Below are 24,361 nucleotides of genomic sequence, written 5' to 3'. Positions count from 1 at the left end.
CTCGACATGTGGGAGCACGCCTTCTACCTGGACTACAAGAACGTCAAGCCCGACTACGTCAAGGCCTGGTGGAACATCGTCAACTGGGCCGACGTCGCCGCCCGCTTCGAGGCCGCCCGCACCGGGACCTCCGGCCTGGTCGTCCCGGTGGCCCCGTGACCTCCCTGCAAGCGGTGCCGGTCGGCGGCCCGGACGCGGTCAGGGCCGCCTTCTCCCGCTACCCGACGGGGGTGGCCGTGCTGGCGGCCGTCGTCGGCGGCGAGCCCACCGCCGTGGTCGCCTCGTCCTTCCAGGTGGGCATCTCCCTCGACCCGCCGCTGGTGCTCTTCGCCGTCGCGCACGGCTCCCGCAGCTGGGCGCGGCTGGCCGGGGCACCGGCCGTCGGGGCGTCGGTGCTGGGAGCCGGCCAGGGAGCGCTGGCCCGACAGCTCGCCTCGAAGGACGTCGGTGGGAGGTTCACCGGCGTGCCCGTGACGGCCGCCGCGAGCGGCGCCCTGCGCATCGAGGGCGGACCGGTGTGGATGGAGTGCACCGTGCACGACACCGTCACCGCCGGAGACCACGACGTCGTGCTGCTGCGCGTGCGCGCGCTCGCGCAGCAGGAGGACGCAGCACCGCTGGTCTGGCACGCCTCGACCTTCAGCACCACCAGCCGGACGGGACCGGCCGCCGCCTGAGCGGGGAGGGGAGGCCCGCTCGCGCCGCGCTCAGGCGTAGACGTCCCAGCCGCCGACCACCTCGACGTCGCCGTTCACCGTCACCGCCGGCCAGCCCTCACGCACGGGCAGCACCTCCCCGATGCGCACGAACGGCTCCGGCAGGCCGCGCTCGGCGACCTCGGGCGGGAACGCGGCCAGCAGGGCGTGGTCCTCCCCTCCCCCGCGGACCCAGCTGCGCGCGAGCACCTGCTCGTCGTCGTCGCGGGCCAGCCGGCGGACCACCGCGCGGGCGGCGCCGAGCAGGTCGAGGACGTGCTGGTCCTCCCACCAGGAGTCGACGTCGAGGTGGACCCCGGAGGCCGCGGCGATGCGGCGGCCGTCTACGCCCAGGCCGTCGCTGACGTCGAGCATCGCCGTCGCCCCGGCCCTCGCGGCCGCCGGGCCCGCCTCGACGGGCGGCACGGGACTGCGGTGGGCGGCGAGCAGCTCCGGCGCGACCTCGGCCGCGAGCGCCGGCCCCCCGGCGGACAGCAGCGCCAGCCCCGCGGCCGAACGGCCCACGCAGCCCGCGAGCGCGAGCACGTCCCCGGGGCTGGCCCCGCCGCGGAGCACGGGCGCGCGCCCCTGGAGGTCTCCGAGCGCCGTGATGGAGACCAGCAGCTCCGAGGAGCCCGAGAGGTCGCCGCCGACCACCGACGTGCCCCACCGCCGGCACGCGGCGCCGACGCCCCGGCCGAGGTCCTCCAGCCAGGCCACCGGCGTCTCGGGCGGGGCGCCCACCGTGAGCAGCAGCCCGGTGGGCACCGCGCCCATGGCGGCGACGTCGGCGAGGTTCTGCGCGACCGCCTTGGCGCCGACGTCGTCGCCGGAGGACCAGTCGGTGCGGAAGTCGCGCCCTTCGACGAGCAGGTCGGTGGTGGCCACCACCCGGGCGTCCGGGGCGGCGACCAGTGCGGCGTCGTCGCCGGGGCCGACCAGCGGCGCCGTCCCAGCCGGCGCACCGGTCACTCCCAGCGCAGCGAGGAGACGGGTGAGCACCTCGGCCTCGCCGAGACGACCGACCGCTCCGGAGTCGCGCTCCGGTCTCCTGCTCACCACCCGTGGAAGGTAGCGTGACCGTTCCGTGACCACCGCCGGCGACGGCGCCGGAGGCGCGGGCGTGGGAGGTGCTGCGGTCGTGGTCGAGGCGTACGTGCTGGTGCAGACCGAGGTCGGCCGGGCCGACCAGGTCGCGGCCGCGCTCGCCGACCTCGACGGCGTCATGGCCGCGGACGCCGTGACCGGTCCGTACGACGTCGTGGTGCACGTCGGGGCGCGTCCCGTCGACGACCTCGGCGCCCTGGTGCTGGGTCAGATCGCGGTGGTCCCGGGGATCGTGAGGACCGTCACGTGCACCGTCATGCGTGAATGACGGGGTGCACCCCCGTCGCCGCCCGCTCCGCCTGACCGCCGCACCCCTCCTCGTCGTCCCGCTGGTGGCGGGCGTCGCGGGCTGCACCAGCGCGGTGGGCGTCGAGCCGGCGCCGCGCGGCTACGACCAGCTGTGCGCGCAGGTGTACACCGCGCTGCCGGACAGCGTCGCCGGTCTGGAGCGCCGGGAGACGACGGCCCAGGGAGCGGCTGCCTGGAGCGGTGTGCCCGCAGGCAGCCCCGACGGGCGCGAGGTCACCGTGGTGCTGCGCTGCGGTGTGGACCAGCTGAGCGCGCTGGAGACGGCCGGCGGCTGCCAGGCGGTGGAGGGCGATGGCGCGACGGTGGACTGGATCCCGGTGGACGACGGCGACGGGCGCACCACCTGGACGACCTACGGCCGCGACCCCGCGGTGTCGCTGCAGATGCCGGCTGACGGTTCGGTCACGAGCGCCGCGCCCCAGGAGGTGGCCAAGGCGGTGGCCCTGATCGAGCAGACCGCGGTCTGCTCCTGAGCCCGAGCCTCAGCGCAGGCCGGCGGGGCGGGCCAGCGCCAGGCGCAGCACCCTGTCGAGCAGCTGCGGGTAGGCCAGCCCGGTGGCCGCCCACAGCCGCGGGAACATCGACGACGCGGTGAACCCCGGCATGGTGTTGACCTCGTTCACCAGCAGCTCGCCGTCGGCGGTGAGGAAGAGGTCCACCCGGGCCAGGCCCTCGGCTCCCACCGCGGTGAAGACCTCCAGGGCCAGCGCGCGAGCGCGGTCGGCGACCTCGGCCGGCAGGTCGGCGGGGCTGTCGAGCCTCACGGCACTGTCGTCGAGGTACTTGGCCTCGAAGTCGTAGAAGTCGCGGCCCTCGCCGACCACCACCTCGCCGACCACGGACGCGCGCGGCACGGCCCGCTGACGCCCGCCGGGGGCCTCGACGAGCTCGGCCAGCACGCCGACCTCCACCTCCCGCGGTGAGGGGACGGCGGCCTCGACCACGACCTTGGGGTCGTGGGAGGTGGCCAGCTCGACAGCGGCGGCGAGCTGCTCGGGCGCGGAGACCTTGGAGACGCCCATGCTCGAACCGGCGCGCGCGGGCTTGACGAAGACCGGCCACCCCAGTGCCGCGACCCGCGCCTCGCAGGCCTCGCGGTCGGCCTCCCACTGCCCGGGCAGGAGCGTCACCCAGGGCCCGACGGGCAGGCCCGCGGCGGCCAGCACGGTCCGGGTGAAGCCCTTGTCCATCGACAGCGCGGAGGCCAGCACCCCGGAGCCGGCGTAGCGGACGTCGCCCAGCTCGAGGAGGCCCTGGAGGGTGCCGTCCTCGCCGTAGGGGCCGTGCAGCAGGGGGAGCACGACGTCGACGTCGCCCAGCACGCGCGGGGGCGCACCCGGCTCGCTGACGCGCAGCGCCCGGTCGTCGGTGGCCACGGGGACCAGCACGCCGGGGCCGTCACCGGCGCCGACCTCGGGCAGCGGCGCGCCCTCGCGGATGGACCAGCGCACCGGGTCGTCGTCGACGAGCACCCAGTGACCGGTGGGGGTGACGCCCACGGGCACGACGTCCCACTGGGACCTGTCGAGCGCGGAGAGCACACCGGCCGCGGTGGCGCAGCTGATGGCGTGCTCGCTCGACCGCCCCCCGAAGACGACGGCCACCCGGGGACGCTCGCGCTGCGGCTCGGCCATGGCCAGCGACCCTAGCCGCCGACCACCCGGCCGACAGCAGCCACCGCGTCCCGCCGCCTAGCCTGGCCGCGTGCACGACGCCCCTGCCGGTTCCGCCTGGTCGCCCGAGACGCTCGCCGTCGCCGCCGGCCGCCCGCCCCGGACCCCCGACGCCCCCGTCAACGCCCCGGTGGAGCTGACCTCCACCTTCGTCGCGAGCACCCAGCCGGGCGCGCGCGGGTACGCCCGGTTCGCCAACCCCACGTGGGAGGCGCTGGAGGAGGTGCTGGCGCTCCTGGAGGACGCCCGCCCGGCCGACGGCGGCGGTGCGCGGACGTTCGCCTCGGGGATGGCCGCGATCAGCGCCGTGGTCGAGCAGGTGCCGGTCGGGGGCCTGGTCATCGCGCCGGACAGCGCCTACAACACCACGCTGGGACTGCTGGACCACCTGGAGGCCAGCGGGCGGCTGCGCCAGCTGCGCGTGCCCGTCGCCGACACCGGCGCCGTCGCCGCGGCCCTGTCCGGCACGGCCCCCGGCGACCTGCTGTGGCTGGAGTCACCCACCAACCCGATGCTCGAGGTGGCCGACCTGCCCGCGCTGTGCGCTGCGGCGCGCCGGGCCGGCGTGCGCACGGTGGTGGACAACACCTTCGCCACCCCGCTCGTCCAGCAGCCGCTGGTGGTGGGCGCCGACGTCGTCGTCCACTCGGTGACCAAGTACCTCGCAGGCCACTCCGACGTCGTGCTGGGTGCCGTGCTCACCCGCGACCCCGAGCTCCTCGCGGCCATCACCAAGCACCGCACGGTGGTCGGCGCGATCCCCGGTCCGTTCGAGACGTGGCTGGCGCTGCGCGGGGTCCGCACGCTGCACCTGCGGGTCGAGCGCTCGCAGGCCTCCGCCGCGGAGCTGGCGCGCCGGCTGGCCGACCACCCCGCGGTGAAGCGGGTGCGCCACCCCTCGCTGGCCTCCGACCCCGGCCACGCCCGCGCGACGGCGCAGATGCGCGGCTTCGGCTCGGTGCTGAGCATCGAGGTGCACGGCGGGGCGACCGCGGCGCAGGCCGTGCAGGAGGCGACCCGGCTGTGGCTGCCCGCCACGAGCCTCGGCGGGGTGGAGTCGCTCATCGAGCGCCGCCGCCGCCACCCCCTGGAGCCCGTGGTCGTCCCGGAGGACCTGCTGCGCCTGTCGGTGGGCGTGGAGGACGTCGAGGACCTCTGGACGGACCTGTCCCGGGCCCTGGAGGCCGCCGGCCCCTCCTGAGGTCGGCGGCTCACCGGGTGGGCGGACGGCCCCGTCAGCTGCTGCGGCGGGCCAGCACCGGCGCGAGCAGCGCCGTCACCAGGGCGGCAGTGGCGACGCGTCCCGGGCGCAGCGGCCGCGGCACGCGGGGAGCGCGGCGGCGGGCGGCGGTGAGGTCGACCAGCTCCACGGCGCGGGTGTCGGCGGGCACGAGCAGGGCGAGCACGGCCTCGGCCGGGTCGCCCAGCTGGGGCACCCGGCGCCCGCGGGCCAGCGCGGAGCGCAGCGCGGGCGCCAGCTCGGCGTCGGTGCGCGCCCAGGGGGCCAGGCGCGCCCCCTCGAGCACGGCGGCGTTCGCGCGGCCGTGCCCCGGGATGCACCGGTAGCTGACCGCGGGCAGCCCGGCGACCAGCGCCTCGGTGTAGGAGAGCCCGCCGGCGTTCTGCACCAGCACGTCGGCGGCGCTCAGCAGCTCGTGCACGTCGCTGCGCCACCCCAGGGCCACCGCGCCGGGCACCTCGGCCACTCGGGCGCGCAGCTCCTCGTTGCGTCCGCACAGCACCATCGGCACGAGCCCGGCCTCGCCCACGCGGGCGGCGCTCTCGGCGACGTCCCCGAGCCCGAGCGAACCGGCCACCAGCAGGGCGACCTTGCGGGCCGGGTCGATGCCCAGCTCGCGCCGCAGCTGCGCGCCGCGCTCGGCGGGCACCCGCGTGAACCTCTCCGGCACCAGCGGTCCGGCGGCCGTCATGGGCGTGCCGTAGTCGCGCCGGCCCTGGCGTGCGGTGGCCTCGGTGACCGTCCAGTGGTGGTCGACACCGGGGTGGATCCACGACCGGTGCGCGGCCGGGTCGCACAGGTAGGTCACCACGGGCACCCGCAGGCGCCCGCGCTCACGGAGGTGGCCGAGGGCCTGGCTGGCGAGCGGGTACGTGGAGACCACGAGGGAGTACGGGCGGCGGCGGGACCAGCGCATCAGGCGCCAGCAGCTGGTGCGGCACAGCAGGGCCAGCAGGAGGCGCCAGAAGCGGGAGTCCTCGAGGACCCGGAAGAGCCACTCGAACAGGGCGGGCACGCGGCCCACGCTCTGCGTGTAGCCCTGGCGCAGGAAGAGCGCGGCGCCGGGCACCAAGGCGCGCAGGTGGTCCTCGACGTCCACGTGGACGCCGAGCGCGCGCAGGCGCTGGGCCAGCTCGTTCGCAGCGCCGTCGTGGCCGGCTCCGACGCTGCCGGAGACGACCAGGACGCTCGCCCACGCGTCGGGCATCGCCTCGGGCTCGGGCTCGACCGGGGGCTTCAGCACAGCTCCTCCTCAGGGGAGTGGGGTGGACGGGACGAGTCGTGGGTGGCCGCGGGCGCCGTCGGCCCCTGGCCGGCCGTGAGGCGCGCCAGCATGACGACGGCGGTGATCATGAGCAGCATGCCGACCAGCTGCACGGCCCGGGCGCCGTCCCCCGCGGCGAGCCGCTCGCTGAAGGCGGCGGCGCCCACCACCGCGGCGGCGACGGGCTCGGCGATGGTGATGGCGGGCTGGGAGGCGGTGAGCACACCGACGCGGTAGCTGGACTGGTTGAGCACCACGCCGGTGGCACCGGCGAGCAGCAGCGCCCACAGGGGCCAGGTGCCGAGCGCCTGCAGCAGCCCGTCGGCCTGGTAGCGGCCGGTCGCCTCCTTGAGCAGCGCCCCTGCGACCCCCAGCGCCGTGCCACCGCCCAGTCCCAGCAGCAGCGCTCGGTAGCGACCGCTCCCGGCGCGGGAGAGGGCGGCGGCGGCCACGACGACGCCGGCACCGACGAGGACGCAGCTGCGCAGCGCGGACGGCTGGGCCACGGCGCTGCCGCCGCCGGGCTGGGCGGAGACGAGGAAGACCGCCAGGCCCACGACGACGGCGCTGGCCCACAGCCACTCCGGCAGCGGCGGGCGCCGCCCCTCCACCAGCACCGACAGCGGCAGGGCGAGCAGCAGCCCGGTGACCAGCAGCGGCTGCACCACGAGCAGCGCGCCCTGGGACAGCGCGACGGTCTGGAGGGCGGCGCCCGCCAGGCCGAAGAGCAGCCCGAGCAGCCACAGGGGCTGCCGCAGCAGCGAGAGCACCAGCCGCACCCCGGTGCCGCTGTCGGCCGGGGCGGTGGAGGCGGCGCGGTGCTGGGTGACGGTGGAGCCGGCGAAGCAGCCAGCGGCCACGAGGGCGAGGACGACGGGGAGCACTCAGGCCACCCCCCGCTCGGCCCCGGGGCGCCCGGTGCGCTCGGGGCGCCCGCGGGAGCCGTCGTGGGGGTCGTCGTGGAGGTCGGGCACCACGGCGGCGATGGCGATGACCCCGGCCACCATGAGCAGCGCGCCCGCCACCTGGCCGAGCAGCGGCAGCGCCCCGGTGGCGAGGTGCTCGGCGAAGGCGGTGGCGCCGATGGCCGCGGCCACGGCCGGCTCGGCGATGGAGTGGGCCGGCTGGGACGCCGACAGGTGCCCGGCGGCGTAGCCCGCCTGCGTGGCGATGAGGCCGGCCACGCCCGTGAGCACCACGCCGGCGAAGGCGGGGTCGAGGAGGGCGTCGAGCGGGCCGCGGCCGAAGAGGCCGACGACCTGCTTGAGCAGCGCGCTGGAGACGCCGATGAGCGCCCCTCCGGACAGTCCCAGCAGCAGCGCCTTGCGCCCGCGGAGCACGGTCTCCCCGAGCAGCGCGGCGAGCAGCGCCAGGGCGGTCCAGCCGCCGGCGGTGACCAGGAGGTGGCCCTGCCGCGCCACCGGCACCCCGCGGTCTGGGTCGGCCGCCACGATGAACAGCGCCAGGCCCACGAGCACGGCCAGCGCCGCCAGCACCTCGCCTCGGCCGGGCATCCGCCGGGCCAGCGCGTCGGACAGCGGCAGGGCCAGCAGCAGTCCCAGCAGGAGGATGGGCTGGACGACGACCAGCGCGCCCTTGCTCAGCGCGAGCGCCTGCAGCAGCAGCGCGGCGACGGCGGCGACCAGGCCCACCAGCCACAGGGGGCTGCGCGCCAGGCGCACCACGAGCCTGAGCGGCGAGGTGCCCGTCCCCTCGTCGGCGTGCTCCACAGCGGCGCGGTGCTGAGCGACGGTGGACAGGGCGAAGCAGGCCGCCGACGCCAGGGCCAGCCAGATGTCGGCCCTCACGCGACGGCCCCCGCCGTCGTGCTGGTGCTCGTGCTCGCGCTCCGCCCGAGGTGGTCGGACAGCAGGCGCAGCTCCCAGCCGCGCTCGCGCACGGCCTCGACCAGGCGCGGCAGGGCGGCGACGGTGCCTCGCCAGGAGCCGGGCACGGAGGTGCAGTCGGAGTCGTGCAGGAGCACGGTGGCCCCGCCGCCGGCGGGGCCGGGGGCGTCGCGCAGCAGGTCCGCCAGGACGGTGGCGGCCACCTGGTCACCGCCGTGCCCGAGCCAGTCGCGGCCCCACGCCGTCCACAGCACCGGGCGCAGCCGCGAGGCGCGCGCGGCCCACAGGGTCCCCCCGGAGACGGCGCCGTAGGGCGGCCGGGTGAAGCGCAGGCCGGCCTCGACGTCCACGGCGTCCAGGCCGCTGGCCACCGCGTCCCGGACCACGGCGGCGCGGGCGCGCTCCAGGTCGGCCGCGAGGGCGGGCGCGGTGCGCGCCAGGTGGTTGCGGTGCTCGTGGCCGTGCAGGGCCACCTCGTGGCCGTCGGCCAGCAGCGCGGCGACGGCCCCGGGGTGGCGCTCCACCTGGCTGCCCAGGACGAAGAACGTCGCGCGCACCCCGAGGGCGTCGAGCGCGCGGCGCACCGCGGGCGTGCCCTCGGGGTGGGGGCCGTCGTCGAAGGTGAGCGCCACGCCGCCGGGGGCGCCGCGGCCGACCAGCCCGGGGAGCACCCGGTCGCGCCACCGACCTCGGCCCAGCACGGCGGGCGCGGCGTGCCCGACCACGGCGGCGCCCGCGAGGGCTGCGACCAGCGCGGCGGGCCTCACCGGGCGTCTCCGTCGCTGTCGCGGACGGCTGCGGGGAGGTCAGCGGAGGCGTCGGCGGTGTCGTCGGTGACGAGGTACCCCGCGCCGCGGGAGGTGCGGATGCTCTCGCGCCCGAACGGCCTGTCGACCTTCTCCCGCAGCCGCCGCACGTGCACCTCCACCACGTTGGAGGCTCCGTCGTAGGCGGAGTCCCACACGTGGTCGATGAGGTGGCTGCGCGAGAGCACCTGCCCGGGGTGGCGCATGAGCTCCGCGAGCAGGGCGAACTCCTTGCTCGTGAGCTCGACGGGCACGCCGTCGCGCTCGACGCGGCGGCTGCCCGGGTCGAGCTCGAGGTCCCCCACGCGCATCACGGTGGGACGGGGGACGGCGCCGCGGCGCACCAGCGCCCTCACGCGGGCGAAGAGCTCGTCGAGGGCGAACGGCTTGGTGAGGTAGTCGTCGGCGCCGGAGTCGAGGCCGCGGACCCGGTCGGCCACGTCGGCGCGGGCGGTGAGCATGAGGACCGGAGCCCACCGGCCCCGCTCGCGCAGCTGCCGCGCCACCTCGAAGCCGTTGGGCGCGGGGATCATCGCGTCGAGCACCACGGCGTCGTAGTCGTTCTCGGTGGCCGCCCACAGGCCGTCGGGGCCGGTGCCGGCCACGTCGACGGCGTAGCCCTCGGAGGCCAGCGCCCGGCGCAGCAGCCGCGCCATCGCCGCGTCATCTTCGACGACGAGGATCCTCACGACGACACCCCCGCCAGGAGGCGTCGCACGTCGCGGCGGGCGGTCATGCTGTCCTCTCGTCGGGCGGGATCGGGACGGGCGAGCGGGCGGCTCTCTGGGAGCGCGCTGGACGCCACGTCATGCAGGGTCTACTGAGAGGGTGCCCGGTGCAGGATGACGGAGCGGTGAACCCGCCCCGGCGCGTCGGCGGTGGTCTGGGCCGGCTGCTGCCGGCGGCGCTGCGGGCCCGCCTGGCGGTGCTGTTCGCCGCGGCGGTGGCCGTGGTCATCGCCGCCGCGGTGGGCCTGCTCGCCTTCGCCACCGACCGCCAGTTCGACGCCGCCGTCGACACGGGCCTGGACACCCGCACCTCGGCGCTGCGGCAGGCGCTGGCGCGCGGTGACGTCAGGGTGGTCCGGGAGGACCCCATCGCCGAGCTGGTGGCCCCCGACGGGACGCTGGTGGAGACCTCGCCGGCCGCGTCCGTGCTGGAGTCGCGGGGCGCCCGGCCGAGCGGTGGGTCCTTCCTGCCCGCGAAGGTGCTCGCCGAGGTGCGGTCCACCCAGGCGCCGGTCAGCGACAGCCTGGAGCTGCCGCGGCAGGGCCGGGTGCGCTTCACCGCCACCCCGGTTTCCGTGCCCGAGGCGGGCTCCGTGCTCGTGGTGGGCACGCGGATGCGCGAGCTGGACGAGGCTGAGACGCGCCTGGTGCTGCTCTTCCTGGCCGGCGCCCCGGTGCTCGTGGCCAGCCTCGGCCTGGCGGGGTGGGTGCTGGCCGGCGCCGCTCTGCGCCCCGTGGCGGACCTCACGCGCCGCGCCGCCCGCCTGTCCGCCGCCGAGCTCGACCAGCGCCTCCCCCAGCCCCCGGGGGGCGACGAGGTGGCCGTGCTGGCGCGCACGCTCAACGGCATGCTCGACAGGCTCGAGCAGGCCGTGCGGCGCGAGCGGGAGTTCGTCGACGACGCCGCGCACGAGCTGCGCACCCCCATCGCCGTCCTGCGCGGGGAGCTGGAGCTGGCGCTGCGGCTCGGGAAGGACTTGCCGGAGGACGCCGCGGAGTCGCTCGCGGCGGCGCTCGGAGAGGCCGAGCGCCTGGAGCACCTCGCTCAGGACCTGCTGGTGCTGGCCTCCGCCGAGCGGGGCGCGAGCGCCCGCGCCGCGGTGGACCTGGCGGCGCTGGCGCAGCGCGAGGCGCCCCGCCTGGCCGCCGCGCACCCGGTCGACGTGCGGGTCATCGGACCCGCCGCCGTGGTCGACGGGGACGAGCGGGCGCTGGGGCGGCTGCTGGCCAACCTCGTGGCCAACGCCGAGTCCGCGGGGGCGGCGCGCGTGCGGGTGCGCACGTCGACCCTCGACGCCGGCCAGCGGGTGCAGCTGGTCGTCGCCGACGACGGGCGCGGGTTCCCCCCCGAGCTGGTCGCCACCGCCACCGAGCGCTTCACGCGCGGCGACGCGGCGCGCACCCGCTCCTCCAGCGGCGCGGGGCTGGGGCTGGCCATCGTGGCGGCGGTGGTCACCGACCACGGCGGCGAGCTCGAGCTGGGCCACGACGACGAGCTCGGCGGTGCGGCGGTGGTGGTGAGGCTCCCCCGGGCGCGCCTGGGCTGACGACGGGCCTACCGCCAGGGCAGCCGCTCGTCGCGCAGCGGCTGCGACAGCAGGTGCAGGGCGGCGTCGCGAGGGTCGCGTCCCTCCACGAGCACCGCGGCCACCTGGCCGACCACGCCCATGCTCACCCCGGCGCCCTCGGCGAGCGCGGTGATGGAGCGCGCGGTGCCCACGGCCTCGGCCGTGCCCCCGAGGCCGTCGAGCACCTCCTGCAGCGGCCGGCCCTGCGACAGGCCGACGCCGAGGCGGTGGTTGCGCGACAGGGTGGAGGCGCACGTGGCGAAGGCGTCACCGGCTCCGGCCAGGCCCGCGACCGTGGCGGCCGACCCGCCGAGGGCCACCACCAGGCGCGTCACCTCGGCCAGGCCGAGCGCGATGACCGAGGCCTTGGCGTTGTCGCCCAGGCCCAGCCCCTCGGCCAGGCCGACCCCCACGGCGAGGAGGTTCTTGGCAGCCCCGGCCACCTCCACCCCCACCACGTCGCGGGCGGTGAAGGGACGGAAGTAGTCTGTGGCGCACAGCGCCGCGACCCGGTCGGCGACGTGCTCGTGCACCGAGGCCACCACGGTGGCGCAGGGGCGGCGCTCGGCGATCTCGCGGGCGAGGTTGGGCCCGGACACCACGGCGTACGGCAGGTCACCGAGGACCTCGGCCACCAGCTGGCTCACGCGCAGGTGCGTCTCGAGCTCGAGGCCCTTGAGGAGGCTGACGACGGTCGGCCCGGACGCACCGCCAGCGCCGCCGCCCAGGTGGGGGGCCGCGGTGGCGAGCACGCCGCGCAGCCGCTGGACCGGCACGGCGAGGACGACGTCGTCGGCGCCCTCCAGCGCTGCGACGAGGTCGGTGGTGCCGCTGACGCCGCCGGGCAGGCGCAGCCCCCGCAGGTAGCGGGAGTTGGCGTGCTCACGGGTGATCTCGTCGGTGACGGTGGCGTCACGGCCCCAGACCACCACGCGGGCGCCCGGGTCGGCGTCGGCGACCAGCTGCGCGAACGTCGTGCCCCAGCTGCCGGCGCCGAGGACGGCGACGCGGCGACCAGTACCGCGGCTGCTCGCGCTGCTGTCGGTTCTCCCAGCGCTCACGGGGCTCCCTCGACCTCGGGACGCGCCGCCGGCGGCGCCACCGCTGGGCGTCGGCTGCCGGTGCGGGGGTCCCAGCGGGGCGGGACCGGCTCCTCGCGCAGCTGCGAGAGCAGCTCGGCGATCGCGTCGACCACGAGCTCGGTGACCTCCCTCAGCAGCGCCTGGGTCAGCGGGCGGCCCTGGTAGGCGGCCAGGTCCATCGGCTCCCCCACGAGGACCCGCATCGTGGGCCGGGGGAAGAGGCGGGGACGCCCCTTGCGCGGCAGCAGCTGCTGCGGGCCCCACTGCGCCAGCGGCACGAGCGGCGCCCCCGTGGTCAGCGCCAGGCGCGCGGCGCCGGTCTTGCCGACCATGGGCCAGCCGTCCGGGTCCTTGGTGAGCGTGCCGTCGGGGAAGATCACCACCCGGTCTCCGCTGCGGACCGCGTCCACGGCGTGCTGGAGCGCCACGGCGGCGTCGCCCGTGCCACGGCTGACCGGCACCCCGCGCATGACGCGCAGGACCCCGCCCAGCACGGGGGCGCGGAACAGGCTCTCCTTCGCGAGGATCCGCGGCACCGGGCCGGCGGCGACCAGCACGTCGGCCAGCGTCACCGGGTCGAGCCAGGAGACGTGGTTGGCAGCGATGACGCAGCCGCCGTCGGGCAGGTTCTCCAGGCCGCGCCACTCGTGGCGGGACACGGTGCGCAGCACGCCGCGCACCACCACCGCCGCAGCACCGAGGGGGACGCCCAGTCCGGGCTGCAGGAGGGACACGGCTGCCGAGGCTAGCCGGAGGACCGCCCCACCTGCAGCGCGGGCACCGCTGGCGCGGGCTGGCAGGATCGTCGGGTGCTCGAGGACACCTGCCGCGACGGCCGCCAGGACGGCGCCCCGGAGTCGCGGTGGCGCCTGCTGATGCCCGTCAAGGGCGGTCCGACCGCCAAGAGCCGGCTGGCCGACGTCGTCCGCCACGTCCCCGGGCTGCCGGAGGCGATCGCCCTGGACACCGTGGAGGCGGCGCTGGCCTGCCCGCGCGTGGCCTCCGTGCACGTGGTCTGCGCCGACGTGGGGCGCGGCGAGCGCCTCGCGGCGCTGGGCGCCCGCGTGGTGCGCGAGTCCGCGCCGGGCAGCGGTCTGCTCGCGGCCCTCGACGAGGGCCTCGCCGCGCTGCGCCTCCAGGGCGACGAGCGCGGCCCCGTCGCCGTCCTCCTGGCCGACGTGCCCGGGCTGCGACCGGGCGACCTGGCCGCCGCCCTCGACGAAGCGCTCCCCGTGCTGGCCGCCGGGGGCACGGCGGCCGTGCCCGACGCCGACGGCACGGGCACGGTGCTGCTCGCCGGGTGGCTGCACGGCCCTGCCGGCGGTCTGCTGCGACCGCGGTTCGGCCAGGGGTCGGCGCTGGCGCACCGCCGCGACGGTGCGGTGCCCGTGGGCCTGGACCTGGCGCGGCTGCGCCGGGACGTCGACACCGCCGCCGAGCTCGACGAGGCCGTCACCCTCGGGCTCGGGCCCCGCACCGCGAGCGTCCTGGAGGGTCGCCCGCGGCGCGAGGCCTGCGCCTGACCCTCGCCGGGTCGCAGCAGGTCCTGGCGCGTCTGCCTGGGGCTCAGACCCGGGCGGGCTCCTCGTCGCGGACGGCCTGCGCGCCCAGGGCGGCGAGCTTGTCGGCGAAGTGCTCGTAGCCGCGGTCGATGAGGTCGATGCCGTGGACGCGGGAGGTGCCGTCCGCGGCGAGCGCCGCGATGAGCTGGCTGAAGCCGCCGCGCAGGTCCGGCACGGTGATGTCCGCGCCCTGCAGGCGGGTGGGCCCGGAGACGACCGCGGAGTGGCGGAAGTCCTGCGCGCCGAAGCGGCACGGGGTGGACCCGAGGCACTCGCGGTACACCTGGATGGTCGCGCCCATGCGCACGAGGGCGTCGGTGAAGCCGAGCCGGTTCTCGTAGACGGTCTCGTGGAGGATCGACAGCCCCTGGGCCTGGGTGAGGGCGACGACGAGCGGCTGCTGCCAGTCGGTCATGAAGCCGGGGTGCACGTCGGTCTCGAGCGCGATGGAGCGCAGCGGGCCGCCGGGGTGGGAGAAGCGGATGCCGGAGTCGTCGACGTCGAACGCGCCGCCGATCTTCCGGAAGGTGTTCAGGAAGGTCATCATGTCGGGCTGGCGGGCGCCCTCGACGTAGACGTCACCGCCGGTGGCCAGGGCCGCAGCACCCCACGAGGCGGCCTCGATGCGGTCGGGCAGGGCGCGGTGCTCGTAGCCGGTGAGGGAGTCGACGCCCTCGATGCGGATGACGCGGTCGGTGTCGACGCTGATGATCGAGCCCATCTTCTGCAGCACCGCGATGAGGTCGAGCACCTCCGGCTCGACGGCGGCGTTGCGCAGCTCGGTGACGCCCTCGGCCCGCACGGCCGTCAGGAGCACCTGCTCCGTCGTCCCGACGCTGGGGTAGGGCAGGGCGATGCGGGTGCCGCGCAGGCGGCGAGGGGCGCTCAGCGCGATGCCGGAGGGGCGCTTGTCCACCACGGCGCCGAACTGGCGCAGCACGTCGAGGTGGTAGTTGATGGGCCGGTCGCCGATGCGGCAGCCGCCGAGGTCGGGGATGAACGCCTCGCCCAGGCGGTGCACCAGCGGACCGCAGAACAGCACGGGGATGCGGCTGGAGCCGGCGTGGGCGTCGATGTCGGCCACGGCGGCCACCTCGACGTCGGCCGGGTCGAGGACCAGCTCACCGTCCTCGGCGCCCTCGGAGACGCGCACGCCGTGCAGCTCCAGCAGGCCGCGGACGACGGCCACGTCGCTGATGTCCGGCACGTTGCGCAGGCGGGACGTGGTCTCTCCCAGCAGGGAGGCCACCATCGCCTTGGTCACGAAGTTCTTGGCGCCTCGCACGGCGACGCTGCCCTTCAGGGGCGCGCCACCGGTGACGGTCAGAGTGCTGCTCATGGGTCCCCTCGTGTTCGCCCCTCGAGCGCGCGGGACGCGCGACCGGCCGCTGGGGCGTCCAGCAAGTCTGCACCAGGTCTGCACCGGGGCAGAACGGGCGGTGACCACCCGGTGCGTCACCGGGTGGTCACCGCCTGATCACGGACGTCTCAGGACAGGACGGGCAGCGTGGCCGGCTTCCAGCTGGGACGGGTGGCCTCGAACGCGTCGATGTCCGCCTCGTGGCGCAGGGTGAGGCCGATGTCGTCCAGGCCCTCCATGAGGCGCCAGCGGGTGTAGTCGTCCACCTGGAACGGGAACACCGCGGTGCCGCAGGTGGCGGTCTTCTCGGCGAGGTCGACCGTGACGGTGGCGCCCGGGTCGTTGTCGAGGAGCTTCCACAGCTGCTCGACGTCGTCCTGGGACATCTGGCCGGCGAGCAGGCCCTGCTTGCCGGAGTTGCCGCGGAAGATGTCCGCGAACCGGGAGCTGAGCACCACGCGGAACCCGTAGTCCTTGAGGGCCCAGACGGCGTGCTCGCGCGAGGAGCCGGTGCCGAAGTCGGGACCGGCGACGAGCACCGACCCGTTCCGGAAGGCGTCCTTGTTCAGCACGAAGGTCGGGTCGTTGCGCCAGGCGGCGAACAGGCCGTCCTCGAAGCCGGTCTTGGTGACCCGCTTGAGGTAGACCGCCGGGATGATCTGGTCGGTGTCGACGTTGCTGCGGCGCAGCGGCACGCCGACCCCGGTGTGGGTGGTGAAGGGCTCCAGAGCCATGTCAGTACCTCGCGCTCCTCTTCGGCGGTTCCGGGCTCAGACCAGGGCCGGCTGGGCGGCCGGGGCGAGGTCGGCGGGGCTGGACAGGGTGCCGCGCACCGCGGTGGCGGCGGCCACGGGCACGGAGACGAGGTGGGTGCGCCCGCCCTTGCCCTGGCGGCCCTCGAAGTTGCGGTTGGACGTGCTGGCCGCGCGCTCGCCGACGGCGAGCTGGTCGGGGTTCATGCCCAGGCACATGGAGCAGCCCGCGCCGCGCCACTCGCCGCCGGCGTCGAGGAAGACCTGGTCCAGGCCCTCCTCCATGGCCTGCAGGCGCACGCGCACCGAGCCGGGCACCACCATGAGGCGGACGCCCTCGGCGACCTTCCGACCCTTGAGGACGTCGGCCGCGACGCGCAGGTCCTCGATGCGGCCGTTGGTGCAGGAGCCGATGAAGACCGTGTCGACGGCGATCTCGCGCATCGGGGTGCCGGCCTGCAGGCCCATGTACTCCAGGGAGCGCTCGGCGGCGGCGCGCTCGCCCTCGTCGGTCATCTGCGCCGGGTCGGGCACGGACGCGCTCAGCGGCACGCCCTGGCCGGGGTTGGTGCCCCAGGTGACGAAGGGCTCCAGGTCGGCCGCGGAGATGACGACCTCGGCGTCGAAGACGGCGTCGTCGTCGGTGACGAGCTCGCTCCAGCTCGCGACCGCCGCGTCCCAGTCGGCGCCCTTGGGGGCGTGGGGCTTGTCCTTGATGTAGGCGACGGTCTTCTCGTCCGGCGCGATCATGCCGGCGCGGGCGCCCGCCTCGATCGACATGTTGCAGACGGTCAGGCGCGACTCCATGGACAGCGCCCGGATCGCCTCGCCGCGGTACTCGAGCACGTAGCCCTGGCCGCCACCGGTGCCGATCTTGGCGATCACCGCGAGGATGATGTCCTTGCTGGTGGTGCCTTCGGGCAGCTCGCCGTCCACGGTGATGGCCATCGTCTTGAACGGGGCCAGCGGCAGCGTCTGGGTGGCGAGCACGTGCTCGACCTCGGAGGTGCCGATGCCGAACGCCAGCGCGCCGAACGCGCCGTGCGTGGAGGTGTGCGAGTCGCCGCAGACGATGGTCATGCCCGGCTGGGTCAGACCGGTCTGCGGGCCGACCACGTGGACGATGCCCTGGTCGACGTCACCCAGGGAGTGGATGCGCACGCCGAACTCGGCCGCGTTGCGGCGCAGCGTGTCGACCTGGGTGCGGCTGACGAGGTCCGCGATGGGCTTGTCGATGTCCACCGTGGGGATGTTGTGGTCCTCGGTGGCGATCGTCAGGTCGGGGCGGCGCACCGGGCGGCCGGCCTCGCGCAGGCCGTCGAAGGCCTGCGGGCTGGTGACCTCGTGGATGAGGTGCAGGTCGATGTAGAGCAGGTCGGGCTCACCCGCAGCCCCCTTGCGCACCACGTGCGCGTCCCAGACCTTCTCGGCCAGCGTGCGTCCCACTGCGTCCTCCACATCAGGTCCTGCCCGTCCCGGCGTGTCGCCAGCTGGTTTGCGTTCTCAGCATTCGAGACGGGAGTATCGAGCCGTGGACAAGTCTAGCGGAGTCGGCGTCCTGGACAAGGCCGTCGGCGTGCTCACCGCTCTCGAGGCGGGCCCCCTCTCCCTCGCGCAGCTCGTCAGCGCGACGCAGCTGTCCCGCCCGACGGCCCACCGCCTCGCCGTCGCCCTCGAGCACCACCGCCTCGTGGCGCGCGACCTGCAGGGCCGGTTCGTGCTGGGCGCGCGCCTGGGAGAGCTGGCCGCGGCCGCCGGCGAGGACCGCCTGCTGGCCAGCGCCGGCCCCGTCCTCGCCGCCCTGCGCGACTCCGCGCACGAGAGCGCCCAGCTGTACCGCCGCCAGGGCGATGTGCGCGTCTGCGTGGCCGCCGCGGACCGCCCCGGCCCGGGTCTGCGCGACTCCGTGCCCGTGGGCGCCTCCCTGTCCATGCACGCCGGGTCGGCCGCGCAGGTGCTCCTGGCCTGGGAGGACCCCGAGCGCCTGCACCGCGGCCTGTCCGGCGCGGCCTTCAGCGCCGCCGGGCTCGCCGCCGTGCGCCGGCGGGGCTGGGCCAGCTCGGCCGCCGAGCGCGAGGACGGCGTGGCGTCCGTCTCGGCGCCCGTGCGCTCCCCCGCGGGGCGCGTCGTGGCCGCGGTGTCCGTCTCCGGGCCCCTGCAGCGCCTGGGCCGCCAGCCCGGCCGCCTGCACGCCGAAGCGGTGCTGGCGGCGGCCTCCCGCCTCTCGGACGCCCTCGCCCGCTCCGCCTGACCCTGTCGCGTCCGCAGCCGGGCGCCCCGTTGCGGTCCAGCACTCGTCAGCGGCTGCCTCGTGGCACGAAAAAAGAGGCCCGGTGCGCTCTCGCGCACCGGGCCTCGGGTGTAGCCCCGACGGGATTCGAACCCGCGCTACCGCCTTGAGAGGGCGGCGTGCTAGGCCACTACACAACGGGGCCGCTGGGGTACCAGGACTCGAACCTAGACTAAGGGAATCAGAATCCCTTGTGCTGCCAATTACACCATACCCCACCCGATCACCTGGGGTTCTCACCTTCAGTGATCGAAGCACTGGCACTGTCCCGAGATTCGGCCTGCAGACCGTTCCGCGTGACCGCGCCGAGGGAAGACTCTACACAGGGTGGGGCCGAGAGCCGAACCAGCCCCCTCCGACGGGCGAGCCGCGTCGTCCCGAGGGCGATGAGCGCGAACCCCACGACGTCCACGAGCACCAGCAGCGGCGAGGCCGACGTGGTCTGCAGCGACTCCCCGAGCCCGCCCGCGAGCACCGTCGGCATGAAGACGACCACGTTGTTCACGGCGTGGAAGGCGATGCCCGTCTCGAGCCCCCCGGTGCGCCAGGCGAGGTAGGAGGCGGTGAGGCCGAAGAGGAACCTGTCGGCGTACAGCCACGGGTCCTGGTCGCCGTGGGCGAAGGCGAACGCCGCCGCCGAGACCAGCGCCGCCACGACCGCCCCCGCGACGGGGCGGCGGAACCACGAGCCGACGGCCTGGCTCATCCACCCGCGGAAGAGGTGCTCCTCCCCCGCCGCCTGCAGCGGGGTGGTGAGCAGGACGACGACGACGAGCGCGGCCGTCGTGGTGGGGCTGCGCTGGTCGCCCGAGCCGAACGGCTCCTGGCCGGCGGCCGTCGCGAGCAGCCCCAGCCCGAGCACGCTGCCGCCCACCACGGCGGCGGGCAGCAGCCCCGACTGCACCATCCAGCGCCACCGGGTGCGACCGACCACGGAGGCCTGCCAGCGCGGCGCGATGCCGTGCCCGACGCGCACGGCCGCCCAGCTGAGCGGGACGAGCGCCGCGAGCACGAGGTTGTTCCCCAGGAACGCCCACGGGCTCGCGAGCGCCTCCTCGTCGGTGGGAGGACGCCCGAGGAGGGCGTCCGCCACCGCGTAGGCCGCGCCCACCGCCAGCAGGAGGACGACGAGGCCGGCGAGCACCACGGCGGCGCCCAGCAGGGGGCGCCACCAGCGGTGCCGGGGCCCGCGCAGCAGCTGCGGGTACGGGCGCGGGCCCCAGCGCACCTGCTCGTCGACCTGCCCGCGCGGGGCCGGCCTCACCCCAGGGAGGCCCTCAGGGCCTGCAGGCGCGCCAGGCCGCTGGAGCGTCCGAGCAGCTCCATCGACTCGAACAGCGGCGGTGAGACGCGACGGCCGGTGACCGCCACGCGCAGCGGCGCGAAGGCGAACTTGGGCTTGACGCCCAGCCCGTCCACGAGCGCTTCCCGCAGCGCGGCCTCCAGCGACGCCGCGACCCACGCGTCGTCGTCGAGGGCCGACAGCGCCGCCAGGGAGGCGTCGAGCACGTCGGCGGCCTCGGGGCGCAGCGAGGAGCGGGCGTCGTCCTCGACCACGAGCGCGTCGTCGTCGACGAAGAGGAAGCCGAGCATCGGCGCGGCCTCCCCGAGCAGCACCATGCGCTCCTGCACCAGCGGGGCCGCACCGGCCAGCAGCGCCAGCTGGCGCTCGCTCGGCTGCTCGGGCAGCACGCCGTCGGCCTGGAGCCGCTCCCGCACCCGCGCCTCGAACGCCTCGGGGGCCAGCAGCCGCATGTGAGCGGCGTTGATGGCCTCGGCCTTCTTCAGGTCGAACCTCGACGGGCTCGCGACGACGTCGGCGACGTCGAACGCCTCGACCATCTCCGCCGGGGTGAAGACGTCCCGGTCGGGGCCGATCGACCAGCCGAGCAGCGCGAGGTAGTTGAGCAGCCCCTCGGGCAGGAAGCCCCGCTCGCGGTGGACGAAGAGGTTGGACTCCGGGTCGCGCTTGGACAGCTTCCGGTTGCCCTCGCCCATGACGTACGGCATGTGCCCGTACAGGGGCGTGACGTGCGCCGTCCCGATGGCCTTGAGCGCGTCGAACAGCGCCAGCTGGCGGGGCGTGGAGGAGAGCAGGTCCTCTCCGCGCAGCACGTGGGTGATGCCCATCAGCGCGTCGTCGACGGGGTTGACCAGCGTGTACAGCGGCGTGCCGTCGGCGCGGGCCACGACGTAGTCGGGCACCGACCCGGCGGGGAAGCGGACCTCGCCGCGCACGAGGTCGTGGAAGGAGTGGTCTCCGTCGGGCATCCGCAGGCGCCACACCGGCTCGCGGCCGGCCGCCCTGAACTGCTGCTTCGCGGCCTCCGTCGTGTCGCGGTCGGCGTTGTCGTACCCGCGCTGGGGATCCTCCCCCGCGGCGCGGCGCCGCTCGGCGGCCTCCTCCGGGGTGGAGAACGACTCGTAGACGTACCCGCCCTCGACGAGCTTCGCGAGCACGTCCGCGTACAGCGCGCTGCGCTGCGACTGGCGGTACGGCTCGTGGGGGCCGCCGACCTCCACGCCCTCGTCCCACTCCAGGCCCAGCCAGCGCAGCGCCTCCACCATCTGGTGGTAGCTCTCCTCGCTGTGGCGGGCGAGGTCGGTGTCCTCGATGCGCAGCACGAACGTGCCGCCGGTGTGCCGGGCGTAGGCCCAGTTGAACAGCGCCGTGCGCAGGAACCCGACGTGGGGCACGCCGGTCGGGGACGGCGCGATGCGCACTCTGACGGCGCTGCCCGGGCTCGTCGCCGTGGTCGTCGCCGCGCTCATCGCCGCACCACCGGGTTGCTCAGCACGCCGATGCCCTCGACCTCGACCTCGACGCGCTGGCCCTCGCGCAGCTGGCCGACGCCGGCGGGGGTGCCGGTGAGGATGACGTCGCCCGGGAGCAGCGTGAACGCGCGGCTGGCCGTCGCGACGAGCTCGGCGACGCCGAAGACCATGTCCTTGGTGGTGCCGTCCTGCACGGTCTTCCCGTCCAGGCGGGTCTGCAGGCGCAGGTCCTCGACGTCCTCGAGGGTCAGGTCCGGGACGATGTACGGCCCGAGCGGCTTGGAGGAGTCGAAGCCCTTGGCGCGGGCCCACTGCCCGTCGCCCTTCTGCCAGTCGCGGGCGGTGACGTCGTTGGCGACGGTGTAGCCGAAGACGACCTCCGCCACCCGGTCCTCGGGGACGTCCTTGCAGACGCGGCCGATGACGACGGCGAGCTCGCCCTCGTAGTCGACGCGCTCGGAGCCCTCGGGCATGACGATCGGGTCCGACGGGCCGATGACGGCGGTGTTCGGCACGAGGAACATGAGCGGCTTCTCGGGCAGCTCGTTGCCCATCTCCTTGGCGTGGTCGGCGTAGTTGCGGCCGATACCGACGATCTTGCTGCGCGGGATGACCGGCGCGAGCAGGCGGGCGTCGGCCAGCGGCACGCGCTCGCCCGTGGGCTGCAGGGGGGCGTACAGCGGGTCTCCCACGACGACGTGGATCACCTCCTCACCGGGGTCTCCCTCGACGAGGCCGAACCTCGGGTCGTCTCCGGTGGTGAACCTGGTGATGCGCACCTGGAGAGCCTAGATCGGGCGACGCTCCCCCTCTCCCCCCGGGAGCGGCCCGGCTCAGGTGCGCACGCGGCGCGCGACCCCGTCCAGCTGCTCCACCGCGCCCGCGAGGCGCTGGCTGGCCGCGGCCAGCAGCTCGGTCTCCTGGACCGCCCGCTGGGCCGCGGCGTCGGCCTGCGCCGCCGACGCGCCCAGCCGCTCCACCGCCTGGGCCCCGGTGGTGAGGACGGAGCTCATCTGCGTGCCGGTGGCCGACTGCTCCTCGACCGCGGCCGCGATGACGCCCTGGGCCTCGTCGACCTGCCCGATGTCGCCCTCGAGGTCGGCCACGAGGGCCTGGGCGTGGCTGGCGCGCGCGGCGCTCTCGGCCACCAGCCTCTCGATGTCCTGCGTGGCGCCCGCGGTCACGCGCGCCAGGTCCTTGACCTCCTGCGCGACCACGGCGAAGCCCTTGCCGACCTCACCGGCCCTGGCCGCCTCGATGGTGGCGTTGAGCGCCAGGAGGTTGGTCTGGTCCGCCACCGAGGCGATGATCCCCACCACCTGGCCGACGCGCTCGGCGCTGGAGGCGAGCTCGCGCACGGCGGCGCCCGCCTGGTCGACGCGGTCGCGCGCCCGCTCGGCGGCCGAGCTGGCACGGCTGGCGCTCTCGGTGATCTCGGTGATGGCGAGCACCACCTCCACCCCGCCGCTGGTGGCCACCCCCACGTGCTCGGCAGCGGCACCGGCGTCGGCGGCCTGCTCCTGGGCCCGGGCGGCGTCGGTGCTCATCCGCGTCCGCAGCGCGGCGGCGAGCCCCCCGACCTCCTCCGTGCTGGCGCGCGCCTGCGCGCTGAGCGCCGCGATCTGCGCGAACACGTCGGCCACGGCGGCGGAGGAGTCGTCCAGCTTGGTGGCCATGGCCGTGAGCTCGTCGTGGCCGCCGACGTCGGCGCGGTGCGTGAAGTCGGCCTCGGCCACGTGCGTGAGGACGCCGTGGATGCTGCGCAGCCGCCGGCGCGTGCCCAGGAGGAACGCCAGGGCCACCCACAACGACACCGCCAGGCAGCCCAGGGTGATGGCCAGGGCCACGGCGCGCTGCTGGCGGAGGTCGGCCGCCCGGTCGGCCAGGAGGTCGTCCAGCGCGTCGGCGAGGGAGGTGACCGCGGCACGACCCGCGGTGGTGGCGGCGAGCGCACCGGCGGCCGCGGAGGCGCCCTCGTCCTGGGACGGGGTGGCCGCGGTGGCGGTGATCGCCGTGGCGGACTCGGCGGCGGTCACCGCGAGCGCGCTGCGGTCGGCCACGGGCGAGGTGGCGGTGAGGGCGGCCGCCTGCACGGCGCCGCGGCTGGCGCGCACGAGCACCCCGGGCACCTGGGCGGTGAGGGCGTCCATGACGAAGTAGGAGTCCAGCGACGGGTCGAGGATGAGCTGCGAGCGGCTGGTCTCCGCGTCGCTGAAGGCGACGGCGCGGTCCAGCACGGCGTCCCAGCCGCCGCCGGCGGTGGCGGCCGCGACAGCGGTGGCGAGGGCCTGGAGCTGCTCGTCGCTGCGGTCAGCGCTGCCGAGCCCGGCCCGCGCCGCCTGCAGCGCGCGCAGGTCCTCCTGCACGGCCCGCGCCGCGGCCTGCTGGTCGGCGGGAGCGGCGACGCTGGCGGCGGAGGCGTCGGCGAGCAGCAGCAGCGCCGGGCGCACCAGCTGCAGGCCCTCGCGCTCGGCCACGGCGACGTCGATGTTCCCGCCCTGGCTGGCCAGCTGCGCGTGGAGGGCCACCCCCAGGGGCAGCAGGAGGCACGCGGCGAGCACGGCGACCTTGCGCCCGAACGTCAGCGCGTCCATCAGACGCTCCGCCGGCCGCAGCAGGACACCCAGCACGCGTGACACCTCCACCTCGTCGGGGATCCGGGAGCCGCGGTCCCGCCGCTCCCGTCCCCCATGATCGGCAGGCGCCCCAGAGGGGTTGATCTTCCTCGGGCGAACGGGTGGTGCGTACCCTCGGCGGACGTGACCTCCCCCGACTCCCCCGGCTCCGCCGAGCAGCCCGTCGTCGAGATGTGGACGGACGGCGCCTGCAAGGGCAACCCCGGCGTGGGCGGCTGGGGCGTGCTCATGCGCTCCGGCGGGCACACCAAGGAGCTGTTCGGCGGCGAGGCGGCCACCACCAACAACCGCATGGAGCTCACCGCGGTCATCGAGGGGCTCGGTGCTCTGAAGCGCCGCTCGACGGTGCTGCTGCACGTCGACTCGACCTACGTCATGCAGGGCATCCAGAGCTGGATCGCCGGGTGGAAGCGCAACGGGTGGCGCACCGCCTCCAAGCAGCCGGTGAAGAACGCCGAGCTGTGGCGGGCGCTGGACGAGGCCGTCGCCCGTCACGACGTGCAGTGGCGCTGGGTGAAGGGCCACGCCGGCGACCCCGGCAACGAGGCCGCCGACGCCCTCGCCAACAAGGGCGTCGACCAGGTCCGCGCCGCCGCCCGCTGACCGCCGGGCCGGCCGGGGCCGCTCGGTCGGGGCGGGCCGGCCAGGCCGGGGCGGGGCGGGCCGG

The 24,361-nt window shown here is 76.0% G+C and carries 25 protein-coding genes and 2 tRNA genes; 9 read left to right on the top strand and 18 right to left on the bottom strand.

All coding sequences use genetic code 11. The features are described 5' to 3' along the window. Together FMM08_RS16055 and FMM08_RS16050 are read left to right on the top strand one after the other, a co-directional pair. Positions 1–159, top strand: a 159-nt coding sequence (locus FMM08_RS16055) for a Fe-Mn family superoxide dismutase (protein ID WP_304653991.1), incomplete at its 5' end; no start/stop codon positions are given. Next, entirely contained in the window at positions 156–677 is a 522-nt protein-coding gene (locus FMM08_RS16050) for a flavin reductase family protein (RefSeq protein WP_147927374.1), read from the top strand. The genes FMM08_RS16055 and FMM08_RS16050, both read left to right, overlap by 4 nt. A gap of 30 nt (positions 678–707) precedes the next feature. Here FMM08_RS16050 and FMM08_RS16045 read toward each other — a convergent pair whose 3' ends face one another. Continuing rightward, positions 708–1,757: a thiamine-phosphate kinase gene (locus FMM08_RS16045; RefSeq protein WP_255472475.1), complete on the bottom strand. Its 1,050-nt coding sequence runs from the start codon at positions 1,755–1,757 to the stop codon at positions 708–710. A 79-nt stretch (positions 1,758–1,836) separates the two neighbouring features. Between FMM08_RS16045 and FMM08_RS16040 the strand changes: the two genes are divergently transcribed. Continuing rightward, positions 1,837–2,070: an Lrp/AsnC ligand binding domain-containing protein gene (locus FMM08_RS16040; RefSeq protein ID WP_147927372.1), complete on the top strand. Its 234-nt coding sequence runs from the start codon at positions 1,837–1,839 to the stop codon at positions 2,068–2,070. Next, a complete protein-coding gene (locus FMM08_RS16035) occupies positions 2,063–2,584 on the top strand; it encodes a DUF3515 domain-containing protein (protein ID WP_147927371.1) in 522 nt (173 codons plus the stop codon). Before FMM08_RS16040 ends, FMM08_RS16035 begins: the two co-directional genes overlap by 8 nt. Positions 2,585–2,593: 9 nt before the next feature. On the opposite strand, the gene FMM08_RS16030 is transcribed toward FMM08_RS16035, so the two are convergent. Beyond that, on the bottom strand, positions 2,594–3,745 hold the full coding sequence (locus FMM08_RS16030; protein WP_147927370.1) for a D-alanine--D-alanine ligase family protein: 1,152 nt from the start codon (positions 3,743–3,745) through the stop codon (positions 2,594–2,596). Between the two features lie 70 nt (positions 3,746–3,815). On the opposite strand from FMM08_RS16030, the gene FMM08_RS16025 reads away from it, so the two are divergent. After that, the gene (locus FMM08_RS16025; RefSeq protein WP_147927369.1) at positions 3,816–4,985 is read left to right on the top strand and encodes a trans-sulfuration enzyme family protein; all 1,170 of its coding nucleotides are present in this window, start codon (positions 3,816–3,818) and stop codon (positions 4,983–4,985) included. A 34-nt stretch (positions 4,986–5,019) separates the two neighbouring features. Here the strand turns inward: FMM08_RS16025 and FMM08_RS16020 are convergent, their stop codons facing one another. The 5 genes from FMM08_RS16020 to FMM08_RS16000 are packed head-to-tail and all read right to left on the bottom strand — an operon-like array spanning position 5,020 to position 9,630. Next, positions 5,020–6,267 (bottom strand): MGDG synthase family glycosyltransferase, encoded by a 1,248-nt coding sequence (locus tag FMM08_RS16020; RefSeq protein WP_147927368.1) that lies wholly within the window; start codon positions 6,265–6,267, stop codon positions 5,020–5,022. Then, the gene (locus tag FMM08_RS16015; RefSeq protein ID WP_147927367.1) at positions 6,261–7,172 is read right to left on the bottom strand and encodes a DMT family transporter; all 912 of its coding nucleotides are present in this window, start codon (positions 7,170–7,172) and stop codon (positions 6,261–6,263) included. The genes FMM08_RS16020 and FMM08_RS16015 overlap by 7 nt, the downstream gene beginning before the upstream one ends. After that, a complete protein-coding gene (locus tag FMM08_RS16010) occupies positions 7,173–8,096 on the bottom strand; it encodes a DMT family transporter (protein WP_147927366.1) in 924 nt (307 codons plus the stop codon). After that, positions 8,093–8,902 carry a polysaccharide deacetylase family protein gene (locus FMM08_RS16005; RefSeq protein ID WP_147927365.1) on the bottom strand — a complete coding sequence of 270 codons (810 nt, stop codon included), beginning with the start codon at positions 8,900–8,902 and terminating at the stop codon, positions 8,093–8,095. Before FMM08_RS16005 ends, FMM08_RS16010 begins: the two co-directional genes overlap by 4 nt. Next, positions 8,899–9,630: a response regulator transcription factor gene (locus FMM08_RS16000; protein WP_147927364.1), complete on the bottom strand. Its 732-nt coding sequence runs from the start codon at positions 9,628–9,630 to the stop codon at positions 8,899–8,901. The genes FMM08_RS16005 and FMM08_RS16000 overlap by 4 nt, the downstream gene beginning before the upstream one ends. A gap of 146 nt (positions 9,631–9,776) precedes the next feature. On the opposite strand from FMM08_RS16000, the gene FMM08_RS15995 reads away from it, so the two are divergent. Further along, positions 9,777–11,216, top strand: coding sequence for a sensor histidine kinase (locus FMM08_RS15995; protein WP_147927363.1), 1,440 nt, complete (start codon positions 9,777–9,779; stop codon positions 11,214–11,216). 8 nt (positions 11,217–11,224) lie between these two features. Here FMM08_RS15995 and FMM08_RS15990 read toward each other — a convergent pair whose 3' ends face one another. Continuing rightward, the gene (locus FMM08_RS15990) at positions 11,225–12,298 is read right to left on the bottom strand and encodes an NAD(P)H-dependent glycerol-3-phosphate dehydrogenase (protein WP_147927362.1); all 1,074 of its coding nucleotides are present in this window, start codon (positions 12,296–12,298) and stop codon (positions 11,225–11,227) included. Further along, positions 12,295–13,053, bottom strand: coding sequence for a lysophospholipid acyltransferase family protein (locus tag FMM08_RS15985; protein ID WP_187279787.1), 759 nt, complete (start codon positions 13,051–13,053; stop codon positions 12,295–12,297). Before FMM08_RS15985 ends, FMM08_RS15990 begins: the two co-directional genes overlap by 4 nt. Before the next feature lie 75 nt (positions 13,054–13,128). On the opposite strand from FMM08_RS15985, the gene FMM08_RS15980 reads away from it, so the two are divergent. After that, positions 13,129–13,842: a CofC family guanylyltransferase gene (locus tag FMM08_RS15980; RefSeq protein WP_222710841.1), complete on the top strand. Its 714-nt coding sequence runs from the start codon at positions 13,129–13,131 to the stop codon at positions 13,840–13,842. A 43-nt stretch (positions 13,843–13,885) separates the two neighbouring features. Here FMM08_RS15980 and murA read toward each other — a convergent pair whose 3' ends face one another. The 3 genes from murA to leuC all read right to left on the bottom strand — a co-directional run bounded on the left by murA (position 13,886) and on the right by leuC (position 17,439). Then, positions 13,886–15,220: a UDP-N-acetylglucosamine 1-carboxyvinyltransferase gene (gene murA / locus FMM08_RS15975; RefSeq protein WP_147927359.1), complete on the bottom strand. Its 1,335-nt coding sequence runs from the start codon at positions 15,218–15,220 to the stop codon at positions 13,886–13,888. Positions 15,221–15,369: 149 nt separating this feature from the next. Next, complete coding sequence (leuD, locus tag FMM08_RS15970; protein ID WP_147927408.1) at positions 15,370–15,969, bottom strand: 3-isopropylmalate dehydratase small subunit; 600 nt, start codon at positions 15,967–15,969, stop codon at positions 15,370–15,372. Between the two features lie 42 nt (positions 15,970–16,011). After that, positions 16,012–17,439, bottom strand: coding sequence for a 3-isopropylmalate dehydratase large subunit (leuC, locus tag FMM08_RS15965; RefSeq protein WP_147927358.1), 1,428 nt, complete (start codon positions 17,437–17,439; stop codon positions 16,012–16,014). 85 nt (positions 17,440–17,524) lie between these two features. Here leuC and FMM08_RS15960 point away from each other — a divergent pair, with 85 nt between their 5' ends. Continuing rightward, positions 17,525–18,244: an IclR family transcriptional regulator gene (locus FMM08_RS15960; protein ID WP_147927357.1), complete on the top strand. Its 720-nt coding sequence runs from the start codon at positions 17,525–17,527 to the stop codon at positions 18,242–18,244. Between the two features lie 111 nt (positions 18,245–18,355). Here FMM08_RS15960 and FMM08_RS15955 read toward each other — a convergent pair. The 6 genes from FMM08_RS15955 to FMM08_RS15930 all read right to left on the bottom strand — a co-directional run bounded on the left by FMM08_RS15955 (position 18,356) and on the right by FMM08_RS15930 (position 23,697). After that, positions 18,356–18,428 (bottom strand) — tRNA-Glu (locus FMM08_RS15955). Position 18,429: 1 nt separating this feature from the next. After that, positions 18,430–18,501, bottom strand: a tRNA-Gln gene (locus FMM08_RS15950). A 5-nt stretch (positions 18,502–18,506) separates the two neighbouring features. Then, entirely contained in the window at positions 18,507–19,547 is a 1,041-nt protein-coding gene (locus FMM08_RS15945; RefSeq protein ID WP_147927356.1) for a CPBP family intramembrane glutamic endopeptidase, read from the bottom strand. Continuing rightward, positions 19,544–21,055 carry a glutamate--tRNA ligase gene (gene gltX, locus FMM08_RS15940; protein ID WP_147927355.1) on the bottom strand — a complete coding sequence of 504 codons (1,512 nt, stop codon included), beginning with the start codon at positions 21,053–21,055 and terminating at the stop codon, positions 19,544–19,546. The genes FMM08_RS15945 and gltX overlap by 4 nt, the downstream gene beginning before the upstream one ends. Beyond that, positions 21,052–21,837: a fumarylacetoacetate hydrolase family protein gene (locus FMM08_RS15935; RefSeq protein ID WP_147927354.1), complete on the bottom strand. Its 786-nt coding sequence runs from the start codon at positions 21,835–21,837 to the stop codon at positions 21,052–21,054. Before FMM08_RS15935 ends, gltX begins: the two co-directional genes overlap by 4 nt. 54 nt (positions 21,838–21,891) lie before the next feature. Next, on the bottom strand, positions 21,892–23,697 hold the full coding sequence (locus tag FMM08_RS15930) for a methyl-accepting chemotaxis protein (protein WP_147927353.1): 1,806 nt from the start codon (positions 23,695–23,697) through the stop codon (positions 21,892–21,894). A 168-nt stretch (positions 23,698–23,865) separates the two neighbouring features. Between FMM08_RS15930 and rnhA the strand changes: the two genes are divergently transcribed. Next, the gene (rnhA, locus tag FMM08_RS15925) at positions 23,866–24,297 is read left to right on the top strand and encodes a ribonuclease HI (protein WP_147927407.1); all 432 of its coding nucleotides are present in this window, start codon (positions 23,866–23,868) and stop codon (positions 24,295–24,297) included. Positions 24,298–24,361 lie beyond the last annotated feature (64 nt).

Origin of the sequence: Quadrisphaera setariae (assembly GCF_008041935.1) — a bacterium.
GTDB classification, from domain to species: Bacteria; Actinomycetota; Actinomycetes; order Actinomycetales; family Quadrisphaeraceae; genus Quadrisphaera; species Quadrisphaera setariae.
Note: the sequence above shows the minus strand (reverse complement) of the source record. Positions and strands in the feature narration are given on the sequence as shown.

Coding starts and splice junctions, on each gene's coding strand:
- FMM08_RS16030 (WP_147927370.1), bottom strand. CDS start 3,745: ATGGCCGAGCCGCAGCGCGAGCGTCCCCGGGTGGCCGTCGTCTTCGGG.
- murA (WP_147927359.1), bottom strand. CDS start 15,220: ATGAGCAGCACTCTGACCGTCACCGGTGGCGCGCCCCTGAAGGGCAGC.
- gltX (WP_147927355.1), bottom strand. CDS start 21,055: ATGAGCGCGGCGACGACCACGGCGACGAGCCCGGGCAGCGCCGTCAGA.
- rnhA (WP_147927407.1), top strand. CDS start 23,866: ATGTGGACGGACGGCGCCTGCAAGGGCAACCCCGGCGTGGGCGGCTGG.